We start from the raw sequence: 24,210 nt of genomic DNA on the forward strand, positions 1-24,210 counted from the left end.
TGCGTGAGGGTTTTTAACTGGTGGGGAGTGGTGGATTCGAACCACCGAAGGCATAAGCCAGCAGATTTACAGTCTGCCCCAGTTGGCCACTTTGGTAACTCCCCGAATTTTTTTGATCAATAAAATCAGTGCAAGCTGGCAGAGGGATTTGAACCCCCGACCGGCTGTTTACAAAACAGCTGCTCTACCCCTGAGCTATGCCAGCATGATACAAGGGTTTACGACCTTGAACAAACCCCTAACGTCCCGGGCGGGGGAACAGATAGGGGCAAATTATACGGGTTAGGAGGGCTTGTTTGCAAGAAAACGTTTAGCCCTACTCCCTCGGAAGCTTGAAATTGTTCGAAAAGAAATTTTCGGATGGTAAAATACCGCGTGCAAACCCAGGCTTCTCTTTCCTCGGATGAAAGTTCCAAGGCTTCGACGCGCCTCCTCGCGAATACGTGGTACGAGGCGGTCTTTGACGTGCCTTTCGAGTCGGTGGATATGCGGATCCATAACATGTTCCACCGCTTCCCGCGGCTGCGGGACTGGATCAAGCGCTCGGATTTTGTCCGGGGCATCCTGTTTTTCGGGTGGGCCCGCCGTTATCCTCTCGTGGCCACCACGACCTCCATGCCGGGCACCCGCACTTTTTTCCTGCTTGAGCGGCTGTTCGGCCGCAGGAGAGAAAGGCTGATCCTGCTTCAGTATATGTGCGGCGTTCCTTTCCGGCGGAGGCGCGACGCGCTTTGGTTCCGCGCGGTGACCCGTCCGGCGCTTCGAAAAATACTGCGTTTCGCGGTGGTGATGACGGCGTGGGAACCGGAACATTACGCCAGGCTTCTGGGCCTGGAGGCGGAAAGATTTTTCTTTGTTCCCTGGCCGCAGGCCGCGTCTGCGGAAGTCCCTGCGCCCGCGGCGCCCCGGCCGTTTCCGCCTTCCGTCATCGCGACGGGCAGGGTGGCCTGTGACTGGGAAACGCTTTTCGCCGCGGCCGAAGGCACGGACTGGCCGTTGAAAGTCATTTGCACGCCGCAGGACCTGCCGCTTGTCCGCAGGCTCAACCGGAACAGGCGCGCCGAAGTGCTTTGCGATATTCCGGCGGCGGAGCATCACGCGCAGCTTTGCGCGGCTTCTGTTTTCGCGCTTTGCGTTTTCGAAAAAAACAAAAGCATCGGGCATATCCGCATCCGCGACGCGATTGCCGCAGGGCTCCCTATCGTCGCGAGCGGCGTGCGCGGCGTGGACGGGTATCTGGCGCACGAGGAAAACGCGCTGCTCGTTCCGCCCGGAGACCCGAAGGCGCTCCGGGGCGCGATCGAAAAACTCCTGGCCGACCCTGTCCGCCGCGAAACCCTGGCCCGGAACGCTTTTGAAAGGGCGCGGCCTCTGACGCAGGAGAACACCGTGCGCCGGATCAATGATCTTGTCCGCCGCGCCGTGGAATAATCGAGATGATGATGCCGAACCCCACGGAAACAAAGAAAATCTGCCGGCTTCTCCGGCAGCATTTTGTGCCTCGGCCTCTTCGTGAAGTCTTCTCTTTTTTTGAAAGGCCTGAGAACTTGGCGCTCATCACGCCGGCATCGCTGGGATTTCAAATCCTGACGTCAAAGCCTATCGTCATGCAGGCAGGCGCACAGATTGACTATCGCATCCGCTTGATAGGGCTGCCCGTGCGCTGGACCTCGCTCATCACCGAATACGATCCGCCCCGGCATTTTGTCGACGAACAGGTTCGCGGCCCTTATGCTTACTGGAGGCATATCCACCGCTTCGAGGAAGTTTCGGGAGGCACGCGTCTGGAAGATGAAGTTCTCTATCGCGTGGGATGGGGAACCCTTGGGGAGCTGGCGCAACGGCTGTATGTCAGCCGGAACCTCGAAAAAATCTTTGACCACAGGGCACGGGTTATAGAACAATACTTCCGCGGCGGTCCCCGGCTCCAGGCCGAAGCGCAAAAGGAATCCTGATATGAAAGTTATTTTGACCGGAGGTACCGGTTTTATCGGCGAAGCGTTGACGGCGGCCCTTGTCCGGCAGGGGCATCACGTGGTCCTGCTGACGCGGCATCCCGCCTCCGTCAAGCCGGCCGCGGGCGTTGGCGTCCTGGCCTGGGACGGCGAAAACGTGGGCCCATGGGCTGAAAGCCTGGACGGCGCGGATGCGGTGATCAATTTGGCGGGCGAACCGATTGCCGCGAGGCGCTGGACGCCGGCGCAGAAGAAAAAAATAGAAGACAGCCGTGTGCATGGCGCCGCATGCCTTGTGAGCGCGATCAAAAAGGCGGGACGGCGCCCGGGCGTCCTGATCAATGCCTCTGCCGTGGGCTATTACGGCAACGTCGAAAAAGGGGATGTGCGCGAAAACCATCCCAGAGGCAACGGCTTTCTGGCCGATGTCTGCGCGCGCTGGGAGGAGGCGGCTTTCCAGGCCGATCCGCTCGGTGTGCGTGTCGTCTGCGTGCGCATCGGCATCGTGCTGGAAAAAGGCGGCGGCGCGCTCGAGAAAATGATTCCGCCTTTTCGTTTCTACATCGGCGGCCCGCTGGGGACAGGCAAGCAGGGGTTCCCGTGGATCCATCGCGACGACGTGATCGGCATCATGCTCTATGCCCTGGAACACAAAGAGATCGCGGGCCCGGTGAACGCCGTCGCGCCGCAGGCTGCGGACATGAAGGATTTTTGCCGCGCGCTCGGACGCGCCATGAACAGGCCCTCGTGGGCTCCCGTGCCGGGCTTCGTGCTGAAGACCCTGCTCGGAGAAATGTCCGAAATGCTTTTGGAAGGGCAGAAAGCGGTTCCGGAAAAAATGATGCATGCGGGATACGCGTTCCAGTACCCAATGCTGGATCCCGCGCTTTCCACGATTCTCAGAAAAGGAAGAAGGGGACTATGAAAACCGTCATCGTTCTGGCCATGCACGGCATGACGCCGCGGGATTTTCCCGGCGCCGATAAAACGGAATTTTTCCGGCTGCGCTCGGCGCTCGGACGCCCGGACGCGGGCCCGCGCGAAGCGCTTTTGAAAAAGCTGGAAGCGCTCGAGCAAAAAATGCGGCAGTGGCCGCGCACCGAAGCCAACGATCCTTTCGACGCCGCGGCCAAAAGGCTCGCCGATCGCCTGTCGCGCAAGACCGGACAGGAAGTCGTGCTCGGCTATAACGAATTCTGCGCGCCCGCGCTTCCGGAAGCGCTCGACGCGGCGGCCCGGCCGGACGTCTCCAAAGTCCTTGTGATCACCCCCATGGTCACGCGGGGCGGCAATCACTCGGAAGAGGAGATCCCGCAGCTCGTGGAAGAGGCCCAATCCCGGCATCCCAACGTATCTTTTGTCTACGCCTGGCCTTTCGACGAGGAGCGCATCGCCGATTTTCTGGCCCGGCAGCTTTCGGGACACCTGGAAACCTCCAAAAACCCTCACTAAAGCGCAAAAAAAAACATTTGCGAGCTTTCTTGTTTTAGGTATACTACTGCTCCCCTTCAAACGGGGATCCCGTGGCCCACCTCTGCGGCCCGGGTTCAATCGGCCTTATAGATTCATTCTTAGTTCGGTCCGTTGACAGGCTCGGAAATAATCTCAAACGTTTCCGCCGTTTTTCTTCGCAGGGGGCTAGAATGTCATCGCAGGACTCAGCCAAAATCTTTCTGATTGGCACCGATACCGGCGAAATCAGCAGCCTGAGACAAATCTTTGCTTCGCCTTCCATGAATTCCTCGGCGGCCTGCTTCCGCTCGGTTCCTGAGGCACTCCGTTTTTTGAGCCAGTACCAGCCGCAGATGATCCTCTTCGATCTTCCGTCCGAGCCCAATCTCCGTGAAACCGGCTTTTTCCTCCTGATGGATCAGGTCCGCGATATCCCCGTCGTCATCATGACCGATTCCGCGCGCGAAGAAACGGCCTTGGAATGCCTTTCGCGCGGCGCGCAGGATTATCTTGTGAAGGGCCGCTACGACGCGGGCTGCCTGCTCCGCGTCATGCGTTACGCGCGCGACAGAGAACGGCTGAAAAGGGAAGTGATCACGCTCAATCGCGAGCTCGACACCGTGCAGAGCCGGCTGGAAAAAATGACCATGCTGGATCCACTGACCGACCTGCTCAACCGCCACGGCCTGCGCGAGGCGTTTTCGCGCGAGCTGGAAATTTTGAGGCGCGACCACACGGGCCTCATCCTTCTGACCGTGGACCTCGACAATTTCGAGCAGATCAATCAGGCCATGGGCCGCGCCGCGGGCGACGTGATCCTGCGGGAAATCGCCGGCCGCATCCGCACGACGCTGCGCATGTCGGATTACGTGGCGCGCGTAGGCAGCGACGAATTCATCATCCTGCTTCCCGGGACGCGTCTTGCCGAAGGCGTGCGGGTCGCGGAAAAAGTGAGGCTTGCGATCGCACAGGCGTCGGTTTCCGTGCATTCCGGCAAGGGCGTGTACGTCACCGCGAGCCTGGGCATTGGGGTCGCCCATGCTGCGACGCTTTCTCTGGACCAATTGCTCAGCAAGACGCGCAAGCTGCTTTACCGCAGCAAGAGCGAAGGAAAAAACCGCGTGGCCTACGATCCCGGCGTGCTTACGCATCAAGGAGGCAACGGCCATGGAAACGGAAACGGCAACGGGCACCTGGACGAAGTCCATACCGCGCTGCAGCGCCAGGACCAGTTCCGCGCGCTGAAGCAGCCGATCGTGGACCTTTCCGACGGCCGCAACGTAGGCTACGAATTCCTTTCCCGCTCGCTTGTCTCGGGCTTCGAGATGCCGGACGACTTCTTCCGCGCCAGCATGGAAGCAAACCTGCTGACGCTCGTCGATCATCACTGCTTCCGCGCCTGCGTCGAAGCCAGCTATCCTCTCGAAAAAGAGACCGCCTGCCACATCAACATTTTCCCGTCCACGCTCATGGATTTTCCGGCGCACCATTTCCTGGAGGCTCTGAAGGAGCGGGAAAATCAGCTCAAGTACTGCATCGAGATCAGCGAGCAGCAGATCATCGGCGAGCCGTCTTATCTCGCGCGCACGGTCAAGACGTTCAAGGACCAGGGCGTGCAGATCGCGATCGACGACGTGGGCTTCGGCCGCAGCTGCCTGGAAAGCCTTGTCCTGCTGGAGCCGGACATCGTGAAGATCGACAAGAAGTGGGTGATGGGCATCAAGGAAGACGAGACGCGGCGGCGTTCGCTGCAGAGAATTTTGAAAGTAAGTTCCGTCCTGGGCTGCGAGGTCGTGGCTGAGGGGATCGAAACGCCGGACGAACTGGAAGTCCTGAAAGACCTGGGCGTGCTCTACGGCCAGGGTTATTTATTCGGCCATCCTGCGTGACGGATGCCCGCAAACGCTGGCATGCCTGCAACAGGCCTATTGCACTCAAACCGTGGGGGCAGGTCAAAAGACCTGTCCCTGTCCACGCTCGAATGCCAGATCCACTAATTCCGCGAGATGCATCGCCTTTTTGTCCGTCAGGTGGCGGATCTGCTCGCGGCAGCTGAAGCCGTCGGCCAGCACCAGGGTTTCGTTGTTCGCCTCCCGGACCGCCGGCGCCATGACGCGCTCCGCGCAAAGCTTCGAGACCTCCTGGTTTTTTTCTTCGTAGCCGAAAGGCCCGGCCATGCCGCAGCAGCCCGAATCCAGGATTTGAAAATCCATTCCAATTTTCTGCAGCACGTTCCGCTCGCCGTTCATCCCGAAAAGCGATTTTTGATGGCAATGCCCTTGGACAAGAGCCCGCCCCTGCAAAGAAGGAAGCCGTTCTTTTTCCACTTCGCGGTCCAGGAATTCGCTGAACAGCAGGCTCTGGCGCGCGAGGCGCAGGGCCTCCGCGTTTCCCGGAAACAGATTCGGCAGCTCATCACGGAAAACGCTCATGCAGCTGGGCTCGAGGCCCACGAGTAAGAGGCCGCGCGACAGAGGCTCAGCAAGCAGGGTCACGGTCGTTTTCAGTTTTTGCCGCGCCTGGTCCAGCATCCCGTAATCGTAGAGCGGGCGCCCGCAGCACAGGCCCGCCGGAGGCAAGACCACGTCATAGCCCAGCCGCTCGAGCACGCGATGCGCGGCGATCGCCGGGCCGGGATAAAAATAATTGCTGAACGTGTCGGGCCAGAGCAGGACCTGCGGCCCCGAAGACGGTTTCCGGTTCGCGGCGTGCCAGGCGGAAAAAGGCTGGGATGCAAGAAGGGGAAGCGGACGCTCGGGCGCGACGCCAAGCATTTTTTTGATGAGCCTCGAGGTCCAGGCGCCCTGCGTCACGGCGTTGGCAAGGCCGGGCAGCCGCGCGCCCAGGCGCGCCCACGTGTCCACGTGCCCGAAAAATGTTGCGGCAAGCGGGCGCGTGCGGGTCTTGTAGTAATGCGCGAGAAATTCCGACTTGTAGGTCGCCATGTCCACGCCCGCGGGGCATTCGGTCTTGCAGGCCTTACACGAGAGGCAGAGGTCCAGCGCCTCTTTGACGTGATGCTCATTCGCTCCCGTGATCAGGCCGCGGTGGTTGGTCATTTCGAAAAGGAGATGAGCGCGTCCGCGCGTCGAGTGTTTTTCGTCGCGCGTGGCCATGTAGCTCGGGCACATGGTGCCGCTTTCGGTCTTGCGGCATTTGCCCAGGCCGACGCAGCGCTCCGCGGCGAGCGTGAAATTGCCCTGGTCTTCGGGATAAGTGAAATGCGTTTTCGGCGCGGGCGCGGGCGGATAGCCCACGCCGAACTTCAGGTCCTGGTCCAGGCGGTGCGGGTGGATGATTTTTCCGGGATTCATTTTGCCGTCCGGGTCCCAGGCGTTTTTGAAAGCCTCGAAGGCGCGCATGAGCTCCGGGCCGAACATCTTGGGCAGGAGTTCCGCGCGCGCCTGGCCGTCGCCGTGCTCGCCCGAAAGAGAACCGCCGTAGCGCAGGACGAGATCCGCCGCCTTTTCCATGAACGCGCGGAATTGCGTGACGCCTTTGCCGGTCTTGTAGTCGAAGTCGATTCTGGAATGCACGCAGGCCTCGCCGAAATGCCCGTAGATCACGCCGCGGTAACCGGATTCTTCCATGAGGTTGTAGAGCTCGCGGAGATAAGGCGCCAGCTTTTCCGGAGGCACGGCCGAATCTTCCCAGCCCGGCCACGTGTCTTTCTTTCCCGGCACTTTGAGTGTGGCAGCCATGGCGGATTCACGCACGCGCCAGATTTTTTCACGGGATTCGTGGTCTTGGAAGACGCGCAGCTGCGGCCGCGCGCGCGACTGGACCAGGACCCGCTTCAGCGATTCGATTTTGGACGCGGCTTCGTCCTGAGTGCGGCCGGCCAGCTCGACGAGCAGCCAGCCATTGCCCGAAGGCAGCATGCCGAGCGCCTCCGGGAAAAGGCCTTTCTTCCGCATGTTCTCGGTGAAGGCGCCGTCCATGCCTTCGAGGCCGTCCGGCTTTACGGAAAGGAGAGCGGGCACGTCGTCCGCGGCCTGGATGATGTCGGGATAACCGAGCACCGCCAGGATTTTTTCCGGCAGGTCTTCGGCGAGTTTGACGGTCGCTTCGAGAATCATGGCGCACGTGCCTTCCGTGCCGGTCAGCGCGCGCGCGACATGGAAACTGTTTTCCGGCAGAAGCTGGTCGAGATTGTAGCCGGAAATGCGGCGGGGGAGTTTCGGGAAGCCTTTGCGGATCGCCTCCGCGTGCGCGTCGCGGAGCGTCTGCAGCTTTTTGTAAATGCCGCCCTGCTCGCCGCCGTGCGCGATGATTTTGCTCAGCTCCTCGGGCGATAGCGCGCCGGCCTTGAGGATCGAGCCGCGGTAGGTGAGGACTTCGAGCTCTTCGACATTGTCGGAAGTCTTGCCGGTTTTGACGGAGTGGATGCCGCAGGAGTTGTTGCCGATCATGCCGCCCAGCGTGCACTGCGCGTGCGTGGCCGGATCCGGGCCGAAGACGAGGCCGTGCCTGCGCGCTTCGCGATTCAGGATGTCGAGGACCACGCCGGGCTCGACGCGCGCGGTTTTGCGGACGGGGTCGATTTCGAGCACGCGGTTCATGTGCTGCGAAAGGTCCAGAATCACCGCGGCATTGCAGCTCTGCCCCGCGAGGCTCGTGCCGCCTCCTCGGCCCAGGACCGGCGCCCCGTATTTGCGGCAGACTCCCAGGGCCGCGATCACGTCTTCGCGGTTTCGCGGGACCACGACTCCGATCGGGACGTGGCGGTAGACGGAGGCGTCGGTCGCATAAAGCGCGCGCGCCCCGTCGTCGAAAAAGACCCCGCCGGAAACGGCCCCGCGAAGGTCCTGCTCCATCTTTTTATAGCTGTCAGGGTAAAGCGGCATGGCTTCTCGTCGTTTGGATGGCCCAAGGGACTTCCATTATATCGGCCGGAAAATGAAATCTCGGTACGAAGAGGCCAAGGTTCGGGGGGGATAGGTTTTTAAACTTGTCCCCTGTACCCACGGCGCCGGGTTTATGCTACATTACGCGGGAAGAGGGCTCAAGCCCCGGCCATTATCGCCGAAATGAAAGCCGGGCTGCAAGCCGCAAGGGAAAGCATCATGCAGGATCTCGAGAAATTGTCCTTTTTGGTACGCCTTCTGGACGACGATTCCACGGTCGTGCGCGAAGAAATCACGCGCGGCTTCGCGGAGTTTGGGCCCCGCCTGAAAGAACTGCTCGCTCGCCTGGCTGAGCCGCCCACGCCGGAACAATTCGAAATCCTTTCTGAACTTTTGGAGAACCATCAAAAGGAAAAGCTGCGGCGCGTCTGGCCGGCCTGGCTCGAGATGGAAGACGACAAGGGAAAACTCGAGGCCGCCTGTACGCTGCTTTCCGGCTATCTGAGCGGGCCTTTCGCTTCCGAGAGCCTGAAGGGGCTCTTGGACGGCCTGGCTGAAGATTACCGCACGCATTACGGCGCGCCGGACGTCTGGCGGCTGGCCCAGTTCCTGTTCGAGACGCGGGGATTCCGCGGGGCGCACGAAGATTCCTATTATGAGCCGGCCAACAGCAACCTCGTCACGGTGATCCATACGCGGCGCGGCATTCCGATCAGCCTGGCCTGCATCTACATGATGGTCGGCGCGAGGCTCGGGCTCGACATCGGCGGCTGCAATTATCCCGGACATTTCCTGGCGCGTGCGCCCGTGGGCGGCAAGATCTACCTCGTCGACTGCTACAACGGCGGGCGTTTCATCGAAGAAGAATCGCTGGTCAATCAAAACCCCAAGGCCAAGGCCTCGGCCACCGAAGTCGTGCGCGCGGGCGCGGACGCGGTGACCATCGTGCGGCGAGTGCTGCGAAACCTGATCGGGGCCTTCCAGCGCCAGGGCCGCGAAGAAGCGGCGGCGTTCATGCAGGAACTGTTGGATGCCGTGGAGACGGACAGGGAATGAGATTATTTCGTGCCGTCGCTACCGACCGCGATGGCAACAAATACGCAGGAACGTTCGAAGCGGAGAGCCAGGCCTCGGCGCTCCAGATGCTCAAAGCCGAAGGCTACACCGCGATCACGCTGGAAGAGATCGACAAGACGGACGCGGAAAGAGAAACGAAATCGCATCGCAGCGCGGTGCTGAAGCCGCCCGCGGAAGACGCGCCCAAAGGTCCCAACTGGGGCAAGGCCGTCGTGCAGAGAGGCGGCAAGTCAAAATCCGCGGGAATCCTGGTGCCGGTCGCGGCCGGACTTGCCGCGCTGGTCGTGATCCCGCTCGCGATTTTGTCGTTCGCGCCCGGCAAGCCCAAGGGCAAGCCGGAAGAAGTTCTGAAAGAGTATTACGCGCTGGAATTTTCCGGCGCGTTCGACAAGCAGTTCGCGCTTTTTTCGAAACGGCAGCGCGAACTGCTGGGGCCGGCCGGCGATTATGCGAAGAAAAGAAAAGAAGACCGCGAGGCCGGCGCGAAAAGGCGGGCGCAAGCACAGGCCCAGGCCGCGGAAGCTTCGGGAGAAGAGCAGGCCCCGGACGACGCCCCCTCGCTCCAGGAATTGAAAATCCTCGAGCAGAAGACCCTCAGCGCCGAAGCCATGTCATATGTGACCCGGGGCGGGTATCAGGAACAGTGGCTGTTCGAGCTGACGGCGGAAGACCGCCTCTGGAAGATCGGAGAGGCCCGCCGGCTCAGCCTCGTGCCGGTCGTCCCGCGCAAAATCGTGCGCGCTGTGCCCGAAAGCGAAACGCCGGCCGCGAAACCCGCAGGCATTCAGGACATGAAAGAACAGGCGCTCGATATGCTGGAAAAGGCGCATGCCTCAGGCAAGGTCAGCGACGAAGACTATGAAATGAAGAAAAAAAAGATCGAGTCGGTCTAGGACACCATGAGCTTTCCCACTTCTGAAATCAAAGGCGCGCCGGCCGCAAAAAAAATTCCCCATGCCTCGCAGGTCCACGGCCTCACGCTGACCGACAACTACCACTGGCTGCGCGAGCGCGGCAATCCGGAAGTGATCGCTTACCTCGAAGCGGAAAACGCGTACACCGAAGCCGTGATGGCTCCTACGCAGCCCTTGCAGCAGAAGCTCTATGACGAAATGGTGGGCCGCATCAAGGAAACCGACCTTTCCGTCCCCATCAAAAAAGGGGATTACTTTTATTATTCCCGCACGGAAAAAGGAAAACAGTATCCGATTTTCTGCCGCAAGCCCCGCAGCCTCGAAGCGCCGGAAGAAATCATGCTCGACATGAACGCACTCGCCGACGGCCACGCGTATTTCAGTCTGGGCGTTCTGGAAGTGAGCCCGGACCATCGTCTGCTGGCGTATTCCACGGACGTGCTCGGGAACGAAGTGCACATGCTTTACATCAAGGATTTGGCGACCGGCCGGCTGCTTCCGGAAATCATTCCCGATACCGCGACCGCGCTCGAATGGGCGGAAGACAACAAAACTTTCTTTTATACCACTCTCGACGCCTCCAAGAGGCCCTACAAACTTTTCCGCCACCGCCTCGGCGAAGAGCCGGGCCGCGATCTCGAGATCCATCACGAGCGCGACGAGGCTTTTTTCGTCAACATCGGAAAGACCAAGGACCGGAAATTCCTGGTGCTCGGCATCGAGAGCAAGACGACTTCGGAAATGCATCTCCTCGACGCGTCGAACCCGTCCGGAAAGTTCCGCATGGTCCATCCCAGGAAGGCGGAGCTGGAATATTCCGTGGAGCATTACAACGGGCGCCTGCTGATCCTGACCAACGACGCCGGCGCCAAAAATTTCAAGCTCATGGAGGCGCCCGCTTCCGCCCCGGAAAAGAAAAACTGGAAAGAGTTTCTCCCGTACCGGCCGGAGATCAAGATCGACGGGTTGGACGTTTTCCGCGATTTTCTCGTCCTTTACCTTCGCGAGCGCGGACTCACCAAGATCCGCGTGCGGCGCTGGGACGGAACCGGCGAGCACGACATCGAATTTCCCGAACCGGTTTACACGGTCTGGGGCGGCAGCAATCCGGAATTTGAAAGCGAGACGCTGCGTTTCGGCTTTTCATCGCTCGTCACGCCGAATTCGGTCTACGATTATTCGATGAAGACGCGCGAGCGCACGCTGAAAAAACAGCAGGAAGTGCTCGGCGGCTACGATCCGTCCCGGTACGTTTCCGAAAGGATTTTCGCGGTCTCGCATGACGGCACGGAGATTCCAATCTCGCTCGTCAGCCGTAAAGGCCTTGCGCGCAACCGGGAGAACCCGTTTCTGCTTTACGGTTACGGCGCCTACGGCATCAGCACGGACCCGATGTTTTCCTCCAACCGGCTTTCACTTCTCGACCGCGGCTTTGGTTTCGCCATTGCCCACATCCGCGGCGGCGGCGATCTCGGCAGGCCGTGGTACGACGACGGCAAGCTCATGAAAAAGAAGAATTCGTTCCTGGACTTCATCGCCTGCGCGCAGCATCTGGTGACCGAAGGTTATACGCGCCCGGAAAAACTCGTGATTTCCGGCGGAAGCGCGGGCGGGCTCCTCATGGGCGCGGTCGTGAATCTGCGGCCGGACCTTTTCGCGGGCGTGGTCATGCATGTGCCGTTTGTGGACGTCAGCAACACGATGCTGGACGAAACGCTCCCGCTCACGGTCACCGAGTACGACGAATGGGGCGACCCGCACGGCAAAGAGGCATTTGATTACATCCACTCGTATTCGCCGTACGACAACATGAAGCCGGGTCATTATCCCGCGGTGCTCATCACCGGCGGCTTGAACGACCCGCGCGTGCAGTACTGGGAACCGGCCAAGTGGACGGCGAAGCTCAGGACGCTGAAAAACGACCCGAACGCACTGCTTCTCAAGATCAACATGGGCGCAGGCCACGGAGGCGCTTCGGGACGCTATGATTTTTTGAAAGAGATTGCCCTCGATTATGCCTTCATGTTCAAGGTGCTTGGCATCGGCGATTGACCGTTCTCCCCTGAAAAACTCGCAGGGAGGGATACCTTCCAGCCGCGGACCCGTCTCCTTCCTCCTAAGCCTCAAAGTGGCACACGCGTTGCATATTTAGCCGCAGAACTGTTGATTTCCCCGGCATGGCGACAAATCTGTAGCGTGGCATCAAAAAAGGAGAAGGAATGAAAAAAATCGAATGCATCATTCCGCATAACAAATTCGCGGAGCTGGAAAAGGCCTTGCGGCTCAAGGGCATTTCCGGCATGACGGTCTACGACGTCAAGGGATTCGGAAACGAGCAGACCCGGCCCGAACCGTATCTTTTTCTGCCGAAGATCAAGATCGAGATGTACTGCACCGACGAAGAACTGGAAGACATTCTGGGCGTCATCCAGAACATCTGCAAAACCGGGAAGCTCGGCGCGGGCAAGATCGCGGTTTTCGAAATGACGGATCTTATCCGCGTCCGCACGGGAGAAAGAGGAGCCGTAGCGGTCTAGCAGGCATCCGGCGCTTGCATCCCGCGAACCCGCTTGGTATGATCACGTCTGTTTTTTTCTGACGGGGTCATCATGAGCAGCGACAAGCCGAACGTTATTCATCTCAAAGACTACAGGCCGCCGGATTTTCTCATTCCGCAGACCGGACTCGACGTCGAATTGTTGCAAACCGCGGCGCGGGTGAAAACCTGCCTGCATCTGCGCCGCAATCCGAAGGCCGACTCACCCAAGGCCCCCCTCGTCCTGAACGGCGAGCGCCTGAAGCTCATCACCATCCGTCTGAACGGCGAAACCCTCAAACCCTCCGATTATACGGTCAATGAAACGCACCTGACGATTCCCACGGTCCCGGACGTTTTCGTTCTGGAAACCGAGGTTGAGATCCGGCCCCAGGAGAACAAGGCGCTGGAAGGCCTGTACGTTTCCTCCGGCATTTACTGCACGCAGAACGAGCCCGAAGGCTTCCGCAAAATCACTTATTTCCTGGACCGTCCGGACGTCATGTCCAAATACACGACACGCATCACCGCGGACAGGAAAAACTACCCGGTCCTTCTCTCGAACGGCAATCCCATGGATAAAGGCGACCTGGACGGCGGCCGGCATTTTGTGACCTGGGAGGATCCGTTCCCCAAGCCTTCTTATCTTTTCGCGCTGGTGGCGGGCGATCTCGGCGAAGTGCAGGACACGTTCAAGACGCGCTCGGGCAGGACCATCGCCCTGAAGATTTTCGTCGACAGGGGCAACGAGAAAAAATGCGGCCACGCCATGCGCTCCCTGAAGAACGCCATGAAATGGGACGAGGAAAGGTTCGGCCTGGAATGCGACCTGAACACGTACATGATCGTGGCGGTCGACGCCTTCAATTTCGGGGCCATGGAAAACAAGGGCCTGAACATCTTCAATTCACAGTACGTGCTCGCCGATCCCGAAACCGCGACCGACCAGAACTACGAAGCCATCGAAAACGTGATCGGCCACGAGTATTTTCACAACTGGACCGGCAACCGCGTGACCTGCCGCGACTGGTTCCAGATCACGCTGAAGGAAGGCCTCACGTTTTTCCGCGACCATGAATTTTCCGCGGACATGGGTTCTCGCGCCGTGAACCGCATCGCCGCGGTGCGCGTGCTGCGCGACTTTCAGTTCGTGGAAGACGCGGGACCCAACGCGCATCCGATCCGGCCGCCGTCCTACATCGAGATCAACAATTTCTACACCGTGACCGTGTACAACAAGGGCTCGGAAGTGATCGGCATGATCGAGACGCTGATCGGCCGCGAGAATTTCCGCAAGGGCATGACGAAATATTTCGAGCTCTTCGACGGCCAGGCCGTGACCACCGAAGATTTCGCACATGCCATGGAGCAGGCGTCCGGCCACGACCTGACGCAGTTCAAAAACTGGTACCGTCAGGCGGGCACGCCCGTTTGCCGCGTGGACGGGAATTACGACGCCGCGAAGAAAACCTACACGCTGAAAGTGGAGCAGCTCCCGCCCCGGACCGTGAAAGAACAGAAAGCCGACCCCTTTTATTTTCCTTTCAAGATGGGGCTTCTGGATGCCCGGGGCAAGGACCTTCCCCTTGAGCTGGAAGGGGACTCGAAAAAGGAAACGTCCAAGGTCCTGGTGATTTCGAAAAAGGAGCACACCTTCGTTTTTCGCAATGTCCCGGAATCCCCGGTGCCGTCGCTCCTGCGCGGCTTTTCCGCGCCCGTCAAACTCGAGTACGGCTACACGCCGGAACAGCTGCGGTTCCTCCTGGCCCACGATTCCGACGCCTTCAACCGTTATGAAGCCGGGCAGGTGCTGGCCACGCGCGCGCTGGAAGACCTGATCCGCGCGCGCCAGGAAGGCCGGAAGCTCGAGGCTGACGCGGGATTCGTGGCCGCCTTCGGGAGCATGCTGGCCGACGAATCCCTGGATCCCGCGCTTTGCGCCGAGTGCATGATCCTGCCGAGCGTGACGTCGCTCGTCGAGAGAATGGAGGTCTGCGATTTCGACGCTGCCTTTGCCGCGCGCGAACATCTCTTAAAAAGTCTGGCCGCCGCGCATGAGCCGCAGCTGATCCGCATTTACGGGCGTTACCACGGCACCGGGCCGTATTCCCCGGATTCGGTTTCGATCGGAAAAAGGAGCTTCAAGAACATGGCGCTTTATTATCTCGCCGCGCTCGGAACCCCGGATGCGCGCAAGCGGGTCGCGGAGCAGTTCCGCCATGCCGGCAGCATGACCGATACGATGGCCGCGCTGGACGCCATGAGCCAGGCCGGATTCCCGGAACGCGACGAAGCGCTGACCGCTTTCGCCCTGAAGTGGCGGCAAAACGCGCTGGTCATGAACAAATGGTTCGTGGTGCAGGCGGCGTCCAAACGGCCGGACGTGCTGGAGCAGGTGAAGAAGCTGGAAAAAGACGCTGCCTTCGACATCAAAAATCCGAACAAGGTGCGGGCGCTGTTCGGCGTTTTCAGCGGCAATCTCGTGAGGTTTCACGACGCGGCGGGCGAGGGCTATCGTTTCATCGCCGGAAAAATCCTCGAAATCGACACCTTCAATCCGAGTGCGGCCTCGAAGCTTGCGGCGGCCTTCAAGAAATTCGCAAAGCTGGACGCGGGCAGGAAAGAATTAATGGGGCGAGAGCTCGAACGCATCCTGGCCGCGCCCGGCCTTTCCCGGGACACCTACGAAATCGTTTCCAAGACACTCGAGAGCGGCAGGAAGAACGCGGCCGCGGCAAAAGCTTAAAAATCAAGGCTGAGGGTGGATGCCCTTGGATTCTTTTTTGCGGAGCTCGCGGGAAATCACCTTGAACATTTCCTCGGAGTCGAAGGGCTTCATGAGGTAGCTGTTGGCGTCCAGGAGCTTCGAGCCTTCCTGGACCCGCACGCTGGCGTCGGCGGTCGCGAGGACAATCGGCGTTTCCGAAAGCTCGGGGTCACCGCGCACCCGGCGGAGGACTTCATAACCGTCAAAGAGGGGAAGCTTGATGTCCAGCAGGATGAGATCGGGGCGGATTTTTTTCGTGACGTGGATGGCCGTTTCCCCGTTCTCCGCGGTATAAACTTCGTAGCCCTGGGATTCGAGGCGGAGTTTGACGAACTTCAGGACGTCGGGTTCGTCGTCGACGACTAAGATCTTTTTCCTGTTTTCGGGAGGGCTTTCCATGCTTTATTCAATCGGTTTGCGTCCCCAAAAAATCAAGCGCTAATTCGGGGAGAGTTTGGGTTAGTATAATCCCTTTGCAGGTTTCAAACAAGCAGCCCCATTTGGGCCCGGAGGAGGCAATGAAGTCGAAAAGCGCTTTGGCAGGGGCCGGCATCCTGGGATTTATAGCCGTGGCCGCCGGGGCTTTCGGCGCCCATGCTCTGCGGGACAAAGTTCCACCGGCCATGCTTGGCATTTTCGAAACCGCTTCCCGTTACCAGCTTGTCCACGCCGCTGCGATCCTGGCCACGATTCCTCTTACGGCGCAGTTCCGCAGCCGTCTGGTGCCCGCAGCATCCGCTTTTTTCCTGTGGGGAAGCGTCCTTTTTTCGGGAAGCCTTTACCTTCTGGTGCTGTCGGGCGCGAAGGCCTGGGGCGCGGTCACTCCCTTAGGGGGCCTCCTGCTCCTGGCGGGATGGGCATGTCTGGGCCTGGGAGCCGCAAAAGGGTAAATCGTGTGCTATCCTTTGGATGGAGAAGCCATGGAACTCAAGACCTTCTGGGAATTGTCAGATTGCCGCAACATCTTTAAATCCCGCTACTGGAAAACCGGGCTTTCTTTCTGGCCGGTGCACTTGTTTTCGCTGATGCTCATTCTGGTCGCCGAAGGCGCGGGGCTCCGGCGCTATTCTCCCGCCATCTTTCAATTCGCGGTGCTTGTGCCGATCAATGCGGTATTGGCCGGAGCCTGGCTCATGGGCCACGTCCTCCACAATCATCCCGCGCAATCCTGGCAAAATCTCTTTCCGGCCACGGCAAAATTGTTTGCGGTGGCGCTCGTTCCCGCGCTTTCTCTGACACTGCTTCTGACGGCTGTCGTGGTTTTGAGCGGGGTCTTTGTCGGGGCAGTGCCTGATTATTCTCTGTTTTCGTATGTTTTCGGCATAGCCTCCATGGCCGGAATCCTGTTTCTCGTCGTGGCCCTCATCTTTATCCCGTATGGAGTCGCGGCTCACCGCCTGTATCTGAATGCTCCGGATGTCATCGTATAGCACCTTTTGCTTGAAACGCTTCTCTCAAAGTCCTTTCTAATTCCCAGGTTTTTTCCCCCGGCCCGGTGCCCCTTTTCGCTGGCATGCTTCTTGAAAACATCCTCCCAGATCAGTTTGGAGGTGTGTCCATGAGCATCCGTTTCGGCGCGGGAGCCGCGCTTTTTTTGTTCTGTTTTTTGCCCGCCGGGCAGGTCCGGGCGGAAGGGTTTGCATCGTGCCAGAGCTTGAAACAAAAGGCTGGTGCGCAGGAAATCGACTGGTGCCAGATCGGCGGCGAAAACGTTTTCTTCGTCAACGGAAGCTGGAAAAAAGCCGCGGCGAGCGGTATCCGTTATTCGGAACGCGCGCAGGCGGCGGGACGCATCCTCGAGCGGTTCGAGAGGCCCGATTTTTTTGCCGGTACCGCGTAATCTCTCAGGCTTGAATGTGTTCCTGCCGATAATTCTCCGAAAGCCCCCCTCGTAAGGAGGAACCTTTGGCAACAGCACCGACCCGCGAAAAAATTTTTCTTCAAGAACCTGAACTCAAACTTTCTTCATCTCTGTACGGCCTTAGGCGTACGCCGTACGCCTTGATTTTTTTGATCAGCCTCGCCGCCGGCGCTCTCGGCGGTTTTGCCGCAGGATTCTTTTTTGCGCCGAAACCCCATGCCCGCGCGGACGCGGAAGGTCCCGTGGAAACGATGCGCGAATGGGTTTTGCGCGACAACAAGGGAAAGCCGCAAGGCATTCTCGGTTTGAACAATGGGCGCTGGACTTTTTCCTGGGGCGCCCCCGGCCGCGATTCCAAGCTCATGCTCGAAACCTCCGAGCAGGGAACTCCTGTCCTTCAGCTCATTGATTCGGCCGGCCATGCCCGCGTCCTGCTGGGCGGACTGCCGGGAGGAAGCGAGGGCCTGCGTATTTCCGAAGCGCAAGGTTCGGAAGGCCTCGATCTCTCGGTTTCGCCGGACGGAAATCCTGTCTTGCGCATGAACCAGGAAGAACAGGGGGCGCGTGTGAAGCTGGGCATTTCTTCGGACGGCACCAAAGGGCTTTTCTTTTACCGGGACCAGGACGATCCGGATGCGGTCTTCATGCAGGCGGGAAACGAACCGCCGGTGGTCGGCACGCCCGAGGCCCATTATCAGAAGCGGCTGCCGAGCTTGAATGAAGCCGTGCGCACCGCACAGCAAAAGGCCGCTCCGCAGAAGATCGAAACCATACGCGGGATTTTTTCCGATACCGTGGAACACTGCGAAAGCGGCGTGATGTGTTGAGAAAGGCCTGACATGAAGTCCTTTGTTTCTCTCGTGCTTTTCGCCGCGATGCTGAGCCTGGCGCCCCGCGGCGCCAAGGCGGACCAATCGGAAGAATGGATGAAGAAGGCGGCTCGGGCGACGACGGAAGTCGCGCGCGGAAATCCTCAGGGCGCGGCCTATCAAATGGCCCCCCGCGCCACGGCACAGCTTCCCGCCCATGCCCAGGTGGTTGCAGGTCCCGGAGGCGCGGGCGTCCGTCAGCCCATCGCCCACGTTCAAGCCGGCCCCGTCCAGGTCTCCGGCTACTACAATGCCTACACGACCAATCTTGGCCTCGGCAGGCAGGGGAAACCCGGCGTTGCCCAGAATGTCCAGGTGGGAGCGGCCGCGCCCTACGTTTCCAATACCACGGTTTTCACGCCTCCGGCGGTCAGGCCGAAAAAGAAGGAATCTGCTCCAGCCTGAATCCCGCGGGTATACTTTTAAAAGGAGGAACGCATGAAAGTTCGAGACGTCCTCAAAGAGAAAGGCACCCAGGTCTGGACCATCGTGGAACATGAGCCTCTTCCCAAGGCCGTGCGCCAGCTCGTCGAGCACAACATCGGGGCGCTGATCGTTCTAGACGCCGGCAATCGCATCGCCGGGATAATCTCCGAGCGCGACATCATGCGCGAATGCCACCGCAACCTCAAAGGTCTGGACACGACACCCGTCAGTAAGATCATGACCCGGAAGGTGATCATCGGAAGTCTGGAGGACGATCTCGATTACCTCATGGGCATCATGACCAAGAACCGCGTCCGCCACATTCCCATTCTCGATAAGGACGAAATCGCAGGCATGGTCTCGATCGGGGATTTGGTCAAAGCCAAGCTCAAAGACTCCCAGTACGAAAACCAGCAGTTGAAAGAATATTTCTACGGCCAGTAGATTTTTCCCCAGCAGAGGCCTACATGCTCTCGAGAGGGCCTTGTGCGTTCAAACCTTTGGGGACAGGTATAAAGACCTGTCCCCGTCCATACGACGTAAATAATTTCCCTGACACAAGTGATTGGTTTTGCATCCCTTGCAATCTGCTAACCCCCTTAAATACCGGCATTTGAGAGTTTAAAAACTTGAAAAAGAAGTAGGCGGCGGGTACCTTTTAAAGCAAAGGGGAGGGGAGACGCATGCCTCATCAGCGCGCGGGTAGGAAGAGTCTTTGGCGGATCGGGGAGATCATGCTGCAAAAGCAATGGATCACCTGGTCTCAGCTTGCCGCTGCCCTGTCGAACCAGGTCATCCGCAAAGAACTCATCGGCGAGATCCTGATCGACGAAAAGGCCATCACCCGCCAGCAGGTCCTGAAAGCGCTCGCCATCCAATGCGGCGTTCCCTTCATCCAGCTCGACACGCTCAGCATCGAACCTCAGGCGCTCGGCGCGGTCCCCGTTCATCTCGTCTACCAATACCGCTTCATGCCGGTCGAGCTCGGGCAAAAATATTTGACCATCGCGGTTTCCAATCCGCTGAATGTTTTTTTGCTCGTCCTGCTGTCCAAGATGACGAACCTCGAAGAAATCCGCCTGGTTGTAGCCACGGCTGAAGATATCCAGAAGGCCATCCAGCATTACTATAAAGATCCCGTGCTTTACGCCGCCTAGATGACGCTTGAATTAACTCCGCGTCCCTTCTAAAATTGAGCCCCATGAAAAACAGTTTCCGGGTTTTTGCCGTCGGCCTGCTCCTTCCGTTTTTATGTTCCTGCGCGCATGGGGGGCAGGGGCGCGCTTATGACGCCGTGCTCCGCGTCACGCCCATCCGCGTAAAGCCGATCGAAAAGGGCGCCAGCATCGACGCCATTGAGCAAAAGCTCGAGAACGAAGGCTGGCCCACGGCGGTCGTGGTGTTCCGGGTGGACAAGGTCGTGTCCGGGGAATTCAATAAAGTGAAAGTGCGCAACGCCTCGCGCTGGGATCAGGCGCGCGAAGCGGGGAAGAACAAGAATATTTTGAAAATCCTGACGCTGGATTTCGACAAGCCCGAGGAAATCCAGGATCAGGAATGGATCAGCGTGGCGGTCACCAATCCCATCGAGTCTTTCGGGATCCATTCGTGGGAGCAGCCGGAAAAAAAATCGGGCAGAATTTATCTCAAGCGCGTTCCGGAGCAGCCTGGGACGTTTGTCATGGTCAAATACCGCGGTTAGGAGGCGTTATGAAAGTGAAAATCGAAACCACCCTGGGGGACATCCAGGCCGAGTTGTTTCAGGACAAGGCCCCGAAAACCGTGGCCAACTTCGAGAAGCTCGCGCGCAAAGGCTTTTACGACGGCATCATCTTCCACCGCGTCATCCCAAATTTCATGATCCAGACCGGCGATCCGACCGGAACGGGAACGGGCGGTCCCGGATATCAGTTCGAAGACGAATTTTCCCCCCAGCTCCGGCACGACGCCCCGGGCGTTTTTTCCATGGCCAATGCGGGCCCGAACACGAACGGCAGCCAGTTTTTCATTACCGATGCGGCGACTCCCTGGCTGGACAACCGCCATTCGGTGTTCGGCAAGGTCACCGAGGGCATGGACATCGTCAAGAAAATCGCCCAGGCGCCGCGCGATGCGCGTGACAAACCCCTCCAAAAAGTAAGCATGAAGAAAGTCACGATCCTCGATTAAGACGCCCCGGCGAACGCCGATAGATACCGTAGGCGGTCCCCTTGTCGCATGGACGGGGACAGGTCTTTAGACCTGTCCCCAAGTTTTGAGTGCATGACTCTCCTGCGTGCAAGAAAGCGTCTGCCGCAAAAAGGAAACTTCTCATGCGTAAAACTAAAATCGTGGCCACCGTCGGTCCCGCTTGCCGGGACGAAAAGATCATGCGGGCGCTTATCCGTGAAGGCGTGGATGTCGTGCGCATCAACGCCTCCCATACGACGGTGCAGGGCCTGTGCGAATGGATCGTCTTCGTCCGCAGCGTGGCAGCTTCCCTCAAGAAAGATCTTCCGATCCTCGTGGATTTGCAGGGCCCGCGCGTCAGGACGGGACAGCTCCGCGAAAAGCGGCCGCTTCTTCTGCGGAGCGGGGACGAAGTCCTCATGACCGTTTCTTCGGCCCCGGGCGCGGAAGGCATCATCACCACGACCTGCCGCGAATTGCCGCTCATGGTGAAAAAAGGCGACGCCGTGCTTTTGGACAACGGACTCATGCGCCTCAAGGTGCTGGGAAAAGCCGGAAAAACGGTGCAGCTGCGCGTCCTTGCCGGCGGCCTCCTCGGAGAAAACAAAGGCATCAATCTTCCTCAGGCGCCCGTGACGCTTCCGGCGCTTACGCCGAAAGACAAGGTCGCGCTGAAGGCCGCGGCGGCCATGGGCGTTTCTTACGTGGCGCTGTCGTTCGTGCGCAGCCGCGACGACGTTGAGACGGTCAAAGCTTTCCTCAAAAAACGCCGGAGCACGATCCCCGTCATCGCGAAAATCGAAAAGCCCCGCGCCGTCACGCATATCGGCGACATCCTTTCGGCTGCGGACGGCATCATGGTGGCGCGCGGCGACCTCGGCATCGAGCTGGGGGTCGAGCGCGTTCCCGCGATCCAGAAAGAACTCATCGAACGCTCGAACGCGTACGGCGTGCCGGTCATCACGGCCACGCAGATGCTGGAATCCATGATGGACAAGACCACGCCCTCGCGCGCCGAAGTGTCGGACATCGCCAATGCGGTCTTCGACGGCACGGACGCGGTCATGCTGTCCGGCGAAACCGCGGTGGGAAAATTTCCCGTGGAGACCGTGCGCATGATGGCGCGGATCATCGTGGAAGCGGAACGGCGCGCGCAGCAGCGCGTGGGGGAGCCGGGGGGCGGCGACAGATTCAGCACCGCGGCGCGTTCGATCGCGCACGCGGCTTATCACGCGGCCGAAGAAATGAAGGCCAAGGCCATCGTGGCTTTCACGGTCTCGGGAAAAACCGCGCTGCTGGTTTCGAAGCTGCGTCCCGAAGTGCCGGTCATCGCGATGGCGTCTTCAGAGAAAGTCGCGCTGCGCCTCCAGCTCCTGCGCGGTGTTTATCCTCTCACGATGGTCTACTCGAAAAGCACGGACTCGATGGTGCACAAAGCCGACCAGGCCGTGATATCGATGGGATTCATGCGGCGAGGCGACTACGCCGTGCTCGTTTCCGGCAAGCAGGCGCTTCCGGCCGCGAGATTCATGGCCAAGATCCACTGCGTGGGCGATCACTGATACGATATCAGAAAAGCGCGCAGCGGAAATTTCGAGGCTAGTGTTTGACAGATACGTCAAACCTGTGTATATTTTTCTCAATAGCTGTTCGAAGAAATGTCCCTTCAGTTCATAGTGTTCTTCAGTTACAGCCCAAACCCCGCAAAAAACTAAACAAGGAAGTGGACTGCCATGCAAAAAAGGCTTTACGTTGGAAATTTAAGCTATCAGGCGACGGAACAGGACGTCAAAAATCATTTCGCGAAGTCCGGAGAAGTGCTCACCGTGGATATCATCAAAGACCGCGACACCGGGCGCTCGAAGGGATTTTGTTTCGTGGAAATGGCCAATGTGGAAGGGGCTCAGAAGGCACTTGAACTCAACGGCGCGGACTTGATGGGACGGCCGCTCACGGTCTCCGAAGCCAAGCCGCAGAAGCCGCGGAGCGATTCCCGCAGGGAAGACTACCGCTCAGGCCCGGTTTCCCGCTAATTTTTGCTTGTCCCCCGCGAGACAGGCGAAAAGAACGGCCCAGAGGATTCCCGCCCCCCACATGGGAACTCCCCAATAAGCCAGTTTTTCGAAAATAAGTCCCAGAAGAAATGCAACGGCCGCCATGACCGCGTACGCGCGTGTCATGGCGTCTTTTTTTCCCGTCTCCGGCCCGTCCCATGAAAATGCCGCCAGGATCATCAGGAACAGCACCGTGTAATGGTGATTTTCCGAGACCGGCGAAACGAGGATCATGAGGAAAGCGAACAGGGCATAGGCCGTGAACGTTTTTTCTTCGGACTCTTCACCGCGTTTTTTCCGGCTGATCCAGGACAGCGCCGCGAGAGCTGCGAGTCCGAGAAGCCGCGTGGCGGGGCCGAGCCAGTGGCCGAGATGGGCGATCACGTTTTCTTCCGTTTTCCAGAAGATCCGCGCGAGCACCGCGTAAAGCGACTGGTTGTCTTCGGCCATGGGCGTGAGCAGCTGGCCCCAGATCATGCTTTCATGCGCGGTCTTGGACGTGGCCTGTCCCATGATGCGCAGCCATTCCTGAATATAAACCCAGTTCTTGCCGAACCCCACGGCAAGCGACGGCAGCAGGATGACGAAAATAAAAGCGCCCGCGATTCCACCCGCGCACGCCTTCCACTCTCTCTTCGCCAGGAAAAAAAAGCCGAGCGGCGCGAGCGGGCTCAATTTGAGCGTGACGCCGAGCGCCAGGAGCACGCCGGCCCAGAAATCCTGCTTCTTTTCATAGAGCGCGTAAACCGCGAGTGCGAAAAACAAATTGAGCACGCCCATCTGCCCGCGCGTCAGCGTGGCGAGAATGCTGGGAAGGCAAAGGACCGTGGCCGCGAGCGCCGCGGAAAATCCCTGGCGCCGGTCGCGGAAAAGGCCCATGGCCAGCAGGAAGGAAGCCCAGAGCGCGGCGGCCGAAATTGCGTACCATCCGAGGATCGTGAACTTGAGCGGAAAGCCGGTAAAGGGAATCAGCAGCACGGCAAGCAGCGGAAGATAAACGTAATTCCACTGCCGTTCGGTTTTGGCGTCGTAAATGTCCCGTCGCTGGGAGGCGGCCTCGGCCGCTTTCAAAAAAACCGTGAAATCGGTCCGCTTGTGGCGCCCGGCGCCGCGGTAAACGGTGGGAAAAGACAAAATCACGAGAAAAAGGAGAGCCATAGCCGCGAACAGCCGGCGGCGGGCATGGAAAAAATCGAGCCAGCTGACCGGCGGCTTAAATGTTAAAGACGAAGTCAAAGGCATGCGGTATCATACCGTAACTTTTCCAAACGCGCCCGGGTTTT

24 protein-coding genes and 2 tRNA genes are annotated in these 24,210 nt (G+C 59.3%); 21 read left to right on the forward strand and 5 right to left on the reverse strand.

What is annotated here, in order from left to right; genetic code table 11:
* Nucleotides 1-18: 18 nt before the first annotated feature.
* A tRNA-Tyr gene (locus tag VL688_07075) sits at nt 19-104 on the reverse strand.
* A gap of 29 nt (nt 105-133) precedes the next feature.
* Nucleotides 134-205: transfer RNA gene (locus VL688_07080), tRNA-Thr, on the reverse strand.
* A gap of 155 nt (nt 206-360) precedes the next feature.
* Here VL688_07080 and VL688_07085 point away from each other — a divergent pair.
* From VL688_07085 to VL688_07105, 5 genes are all read left to right on the forward strand, one after another.
* Entirely contained in the window at nt 361-1,431 is a 1,071-nt protein-coding gene (locus VL688_07085; protein HTL47811.1) for a glycosyltransferase, read from the forward strand.
* An 11-nt stretch (nt 1,432-1,442) separates the two neighbouring features.
* On the forward strand, nt 1,443-1,955 hold the full coding sequence (locus VL688_07090; GenBank protein HTL47812.1) for an SRPBCC family protein: 513 nt from the start codon (nt 1,443-1,445) through the stop codon (nt 1,953-1,955).
* 1 nt (nt 1,956) lies between these two features.
* On the forward strand, nt 1,957-2,880 hold the full coding sequence (locus VL688_07095) for a TIGR01777 family oxidoreductase (protein ID HTL47813.1): 924 nt from the start codon (nt 1,957-1,959) through the stop codon (nt 2,878-2,880).
* A complete protein-coding gene (locus tag VL688_07100) occupies nt 2,877-3,407 on the forward strand; it encodes a CbiX/SirB N-terminal domain-containing protein (protein HTL47814.1) in 531 nt (176 codons plus the stop codon). The genes VL688_07095 and VL688_07100 overlap by 4 nt, the downstream gene beginning before the upstream one ends.
* Nucleotides 3,408-3,598: 191 nt before the next feature.
* Nucleotides 3,599-5,296: a GGDEF domain-containing response regulator gene (locus tag VL688_07105; protein HTL47815.1), complete on the forward strand. Its 1,698-nt coding sequence runs from the start codon at nt 3,599-3,601 to the stop codon at nt 5,294-5,296.
* Between the two features lie 63 nt (nt 5,297-5,359).
* Here the strand turns inward: VL688_07105 and VL688_07110 are convergent, their stop codons facing one another.
* Complete coding sequence (locus VL688_07110; protein ID HTL47816.1) at nt 5,360-8,254, reverse strand: FAD-binding and (Fe-S)-binding domain-containing protein; 2,895 nt, start codon at nt 8,252-8,254, stop codon at nt 5,360-5,362.
* A 219-nt stretch (nt 8,255-8,473) separates the two neighbouring features.
* On the opposite strand from VL688_07110, the gene VL688_07115 reads away from it, so the two are divergent.
* From VL688_07115 to pepN, 5 genes are all read left to right on the forward strand, one after another.
* Nucleotides 8,474-9,310, forward strand: coding sequence for a transglutaminase-like domain-containing protein (locus VL688_07115; protein ID HTL47817.1), 837 nt, complete (start codon nt 8,474-8,476; stop codon nt 9,308-9,310).
* Entirely contained in the window at nt 9,307-10,224 is a 918-nt protein-coding gene (locus VL688_07120) for a hypothetical protein (protein HTL47818.1), read from the forward strand. The genes VL688_07115 and VL688_07120 overlap by 4 nt, the downstream gene beginning before the upstream one ends.
* Before the next feature lie 6 nt (nt 10,225-10,230).
* Nucleotides 10,231-12,297 carry a S9 family peptidase gene (locus tag VL688_07125; GenBank protein HTL47819.1) on the forward strand — a complete coding sequence of 689 codons (2,067 nt, stop codon included), beginning with the start codon at nt 10,231-10,233 and terminating at the stop codon, nt 12,295-12,297.
* 167 nt (nt 12,298-12,464) lie between these two features.
* Nucleotides 12,465-12,782, forward strand: a complete 318-nt coding sequence (locus VL688_07130; GenBank protein HTL47820.1) for a P-II family nitrogen regulator — start codon at nt 12,465-12,467, stop codon at nt 12,780-12,782.
* A 72-nt stretch (nt 12,783-12,854) separates the two neighbouring features.
* On the forward strand, nt 12,855-15,527 hold the full coding sequence (gene pepN, locus VL688_07135) for an aminopeptidase N (GenBank protein HTL47821.1): 2,673 nt from the start codon (nt 12,855-12,857) through the stop codon (nt 15,525-15,527).
* A gap of 3 nt (nt 15,528-15,530) precedes the next feature.
* Here pepN and VL688_07140 read toward each other — a convergent pair whose 3' ends face one another.
* Nucleotides 15,531-15,947, reverse strand: a complete 417-nt coding sequence (locus VL688_07140) for a response regulator (GenBank protein ID HTL47822.1) — start codon at nt 15,945-15,947, stop codon at nt 15,531-15,533.
* A 119-nt stretch (nt 15,948-16,066) separates the two neighbouring features.
* Here VL688_07140 and VL688_07145 point away from each other — a divergent pair, with 119 nt between their 5' ends.
* The 11 genes from VL688_07145 (at nt 16,067) to VL688_07195 (ending at nt 22,906) form a co-directional block, all read left to right on the forward strand.
* On the forward strand, nt 16,067-16,438 hold the full coding sequence (locus VL688_07145) for a DUF423 domain-containing protein (protein ID HTL47823.1): 372 nt from the start codon (nt 16,067-16,069) through the stop codon (nt 16,436-16,438).
* Between the two features lie 30 nt (nt 16,439-16,468).
* Nucleotides 16,469-16,978, forward strand: coding sequence for a hypothetical protein (locus tag VL688_07150; protein ID HTL47824.1), 510 nt, complete (start codon nt 16,469-16,471; stop codon nt 16,976-16,978).
* Nucleotides 16,979-17,106: 128 nt separating this feature from the next.
* Nucleotides 17,107-17,388: a hypothetical protein gene (locus tag VL688_07155; protein ID HTL47825.1), complete on the forward strand. Its 282-nt coding sequence runs from the start codon at nt 17,107-17,109 to the stop codon at nt 17,386-17,388.
* A gap of 65 nt (nt 17,389-17,453) precedes the next feature.
* The gene (locus VL688_07160) at nt 17,454-18,236 is read left to right on the forward strand and encodes a hypothetical protein (GenBank protein HTL47826.1); all 783 of its coding nucleotides are present in this window, start codon (nt 17,454-17,456) and stop codon (nt 18,234-18,236) included.
* 12 nt (nt 18,237-18,248) lie between these two features.
* Nucleotides 18,249-18,683, forward strand: a complete 435-nt coding sequence (locus tag VL688_07165) for a hypothetical protein (protein ID HTL47827.1) — start codon at nt 18,249-18,251, stop codon at nt 18,681-18,683.
* A 33-nt stretch (nt 18,684-18,716) separates the two neighbouring features.
* Nucleotides 18,717-19,148 carry a CBS domain-containing protein gene (locus VL688_07170; protein HTL47828.1) on the forward strand — a complete coding sequence of 144 codons (432 nt, stop codon included), beginning with the start codon at nt 18,717-18,719 and terminating at the stop codon, nt 19,146-19,148.
* A gap of 290 nt (nt 19,149-19,438) precedes the next feature.
* A complete protein-coding gene (locus tag VL688_07175; GenBank protein ID HTL47829.1) occupies nt 19,439-19,861 on the forward strand; it encodes a hypothetical protein in 423 nt (140 codons plus the stop codon).
* A gap of 44 nt (nt 19,862-19,905) precedes the next feature.
* The gene (locus VL688_07180; protein HTL47830.1) at nt 19,906-20,406 is read left to right on the forward strand and encodes a hypothetical protein; all 501 of its coding nucleotides are present in this window, start codon (nt 19,906-19,908) and stop codon (nt 20,404-20,406) included.
* A gap of 8 nt (nt 20,407-20,414) precedes the next feature.
* On the forward strand, nt 20,415-20,873 hold the full coding sequence (locus VL688_07185) for a peptidylprolyl isomerase (GenBank protein HTL47831.1): 459 nt from the start codon (nt 20,415-20,417) through the stop codon (nt 20,871-20,873).
* Nucleotides 20,874-21,016: 143 nt separating this feature from the next.
* Nucleotides 21,017-22,435: a pyruvate kinase gene (gene pyk, locus VL688_07190; protein HTL47832.1), complete on the forward strand. Its 1,419-nt coding sequence runs from the start codon at nt 21,017-21,019 to the stop codon at nt 22,433-22,435.
* A 171-nt stretch (nt 22,436-22,606) separates the two neighbouring features.
* Complete coding sequence (locus VL688_07195; protein HTL47833.1) at nt 22,607-22,906, forward strand: RNA-binding protein; 300 nt, start codon at nt 22,607-22,609, stop codon at nt 22,904-22,906.
* Here the strand turns inward: VL688_07195 and VL688_07200 are convergent.
* The gene (locus tag VL688_07200; GenBank protein ID HTL47834.1) at nt 22,886-24,169 is read right to left on the reverse strand and encodes a glycosyltransferase family 87 protein; all 1,284 of its coding nucleotides are present in this window, start codon (nt 24,167-24,169) and stop codon (nt 22,886-22,888) included. The two genes, VL688_07195 and VL688_07200, sit on opposite strands and share 21 nt — an antisense overlap.
* Nucleotides 24,170-24,210 lie beyond the last annotated feature (41 nt).

This window comes from Verrucomicrobiia bacterium, assembly GCA_035495615.1.
Classification (GTDB): Bacteria; Omnitrophota; Omnitrophia; order Omnitrophales; family Aquincolibacteriaceae; genus DATJFP01.

Bases quoted from the DNA above. Each gene is read 5' to 3' on its own strand.
- VL688_07085 (HTL47811.1), top strand. From the start codon at position 361: ATGGTAAAATACCGCGTGCAAACCCAGGCTTCTCTTTCCTCGGATGAA.
- VL688_07090 (HTL47812.1), top strand. From the start codon at position 1,443: ATGCCGAACCCCACGGAAACAAAGAAAATCTGCCGGCTTCTCCGGCAG.
- VL688_07095 (HTL47813.1), top strand. From the start codon at position 1,957: ATGAAAGTTATTTTGACCGGAGGTACCGGTTTTATCGGCGAAGCGTTG.
- VL688_07100 (HTL47814.1), top strand. From the start codon at position 2,877: ATGAAAACCGTCATCGTTCTGGCCATGCACGGCATGACGCCGCGGGAT.
- VL688_07105 (HTL47815.1), top strand. From the start codon at position 3,599: ATGTCATCGCAGGACTCAGCCAAAATCTTTCTGATTGGCACCGATACC.
- VL688_07110 (HTL47816.1), bottom strand. From the start codon at position 8,254: ATGCCGCTTTACCCTGACAGCTATAAAAAGATGGAGCAGGACCTTCGC.
- VL688_07115 (HTL47817.1), top strand. From the start codon at position 8,474: ATGCAGGATCTCGAGAAATTGTCCTTTTTGGTACGCCTTCTGGACGAC.
- VL688_07120 (HTL47818.1), top strand. From the start codon at position 9,307: ATGAGATTATTTCGTGCCGTCGCTACCGACCGCGATGGCAACAAATAC.
- VL688_07125 (HTL47819.1), top strand. From the start codon at position 10,231: ATGAGCTTTCCCACTTCTGAAATCAAAGGCGCGCCGGCCGCAAAAAAA.
- VL688_07130 (HTL47820.1), top strand. From the start codon at position 12,465: ATGAAAAAAATCGAATGCATCATTCCGCATAACAAATTCGCGGAGCTG.
- pepN (HTL47821.1), top strand. From the start codon at position 12,855: ATGAGCAGCGACAAGCCGAACGTTATTCATCTCAAAGACTACAGGCCG.
- VL688_07140 (HTL47822.1), bottom strand. From the start codon at position 15,947: ATGGAAAGCCCTCCCGAAAACAGGAAAAAGATCTTAGTCGTCGACGAC.
- VL688_07145 (HTL47823.1), top strand. From the start codon at position 16,067: ATGAAGTCGAAAAGCGCTTTGGCAGGGGCCGGCATCCTGGGATTTATA.
- VL688_07150 (HTL47824.1), top strand. From the start codon at position 16,469: ATGGAACTCAAGACCTTCTGGGAATTGTCAGATTGCCGCAACATCTTT.
- VL688_07155 (HTL47825.1), top strand. From the start codon at position 17,107: ATGAGCATCCGTTTCGGCGCGGGAGCCGCGCTTTTTTTGTTCTGTTTT.
- VL688_07165 (HTL47827.1), top strand. From the start codon at position 18,249: ATGAAGTCCTTTGTTTCTCTCGTGCTTTTCGCCGCGATGCTGAGCCTG.
- VL688_07170 (HTL47828.1), top strand. From the start codon at position 18,717: ATGAAAGTTCGAGACGTCCTCAAAGAGAAAGGCACCCAGGTCTGGACC.
- VL688_07175 (HTL47829.1), top strand. From the start codon at position 19,439: ATGCTGCAAAAGCAATGGATCACCTGGTCTCAGCTTGCCGCTGCCCTG.
- VL688_07180 (HTL47830.1), top strand. From the start codon at position 19,906: ATGAAAAACAGTTTCCGGGTTTTTGCCGTCGGCCTGCTCCTTCCGTTT.
- VL688_07185 (HTL47831.1), top strand. From the start codon at position 20,415: ATGAAAGTGAAAATCGAAACCACCCTGGGGGACATCCAGGCCGAGTTG.
- pyk (HTL47832.1), top strand. From the start codon at position 21,017: ATGCGTAAAACTAAAATCGTGGCCACCGTCGGTCCCGCTTGCCGGGAC.
- VL688_07195 (HTL47833.1), top strand. From the start codon at position 22,607: ATGCAAAAAAGGCTTTACGTTGGAAATTTAAGCTATCAGGCGACGGAA.
- VL688_07200 (HTL47834.1), bottom strand. From the start codon at position 24,169: ATGCCTTTGACTTCGTCTTTAACATTTAAGCCGCCGGTCAGCTGGCTC.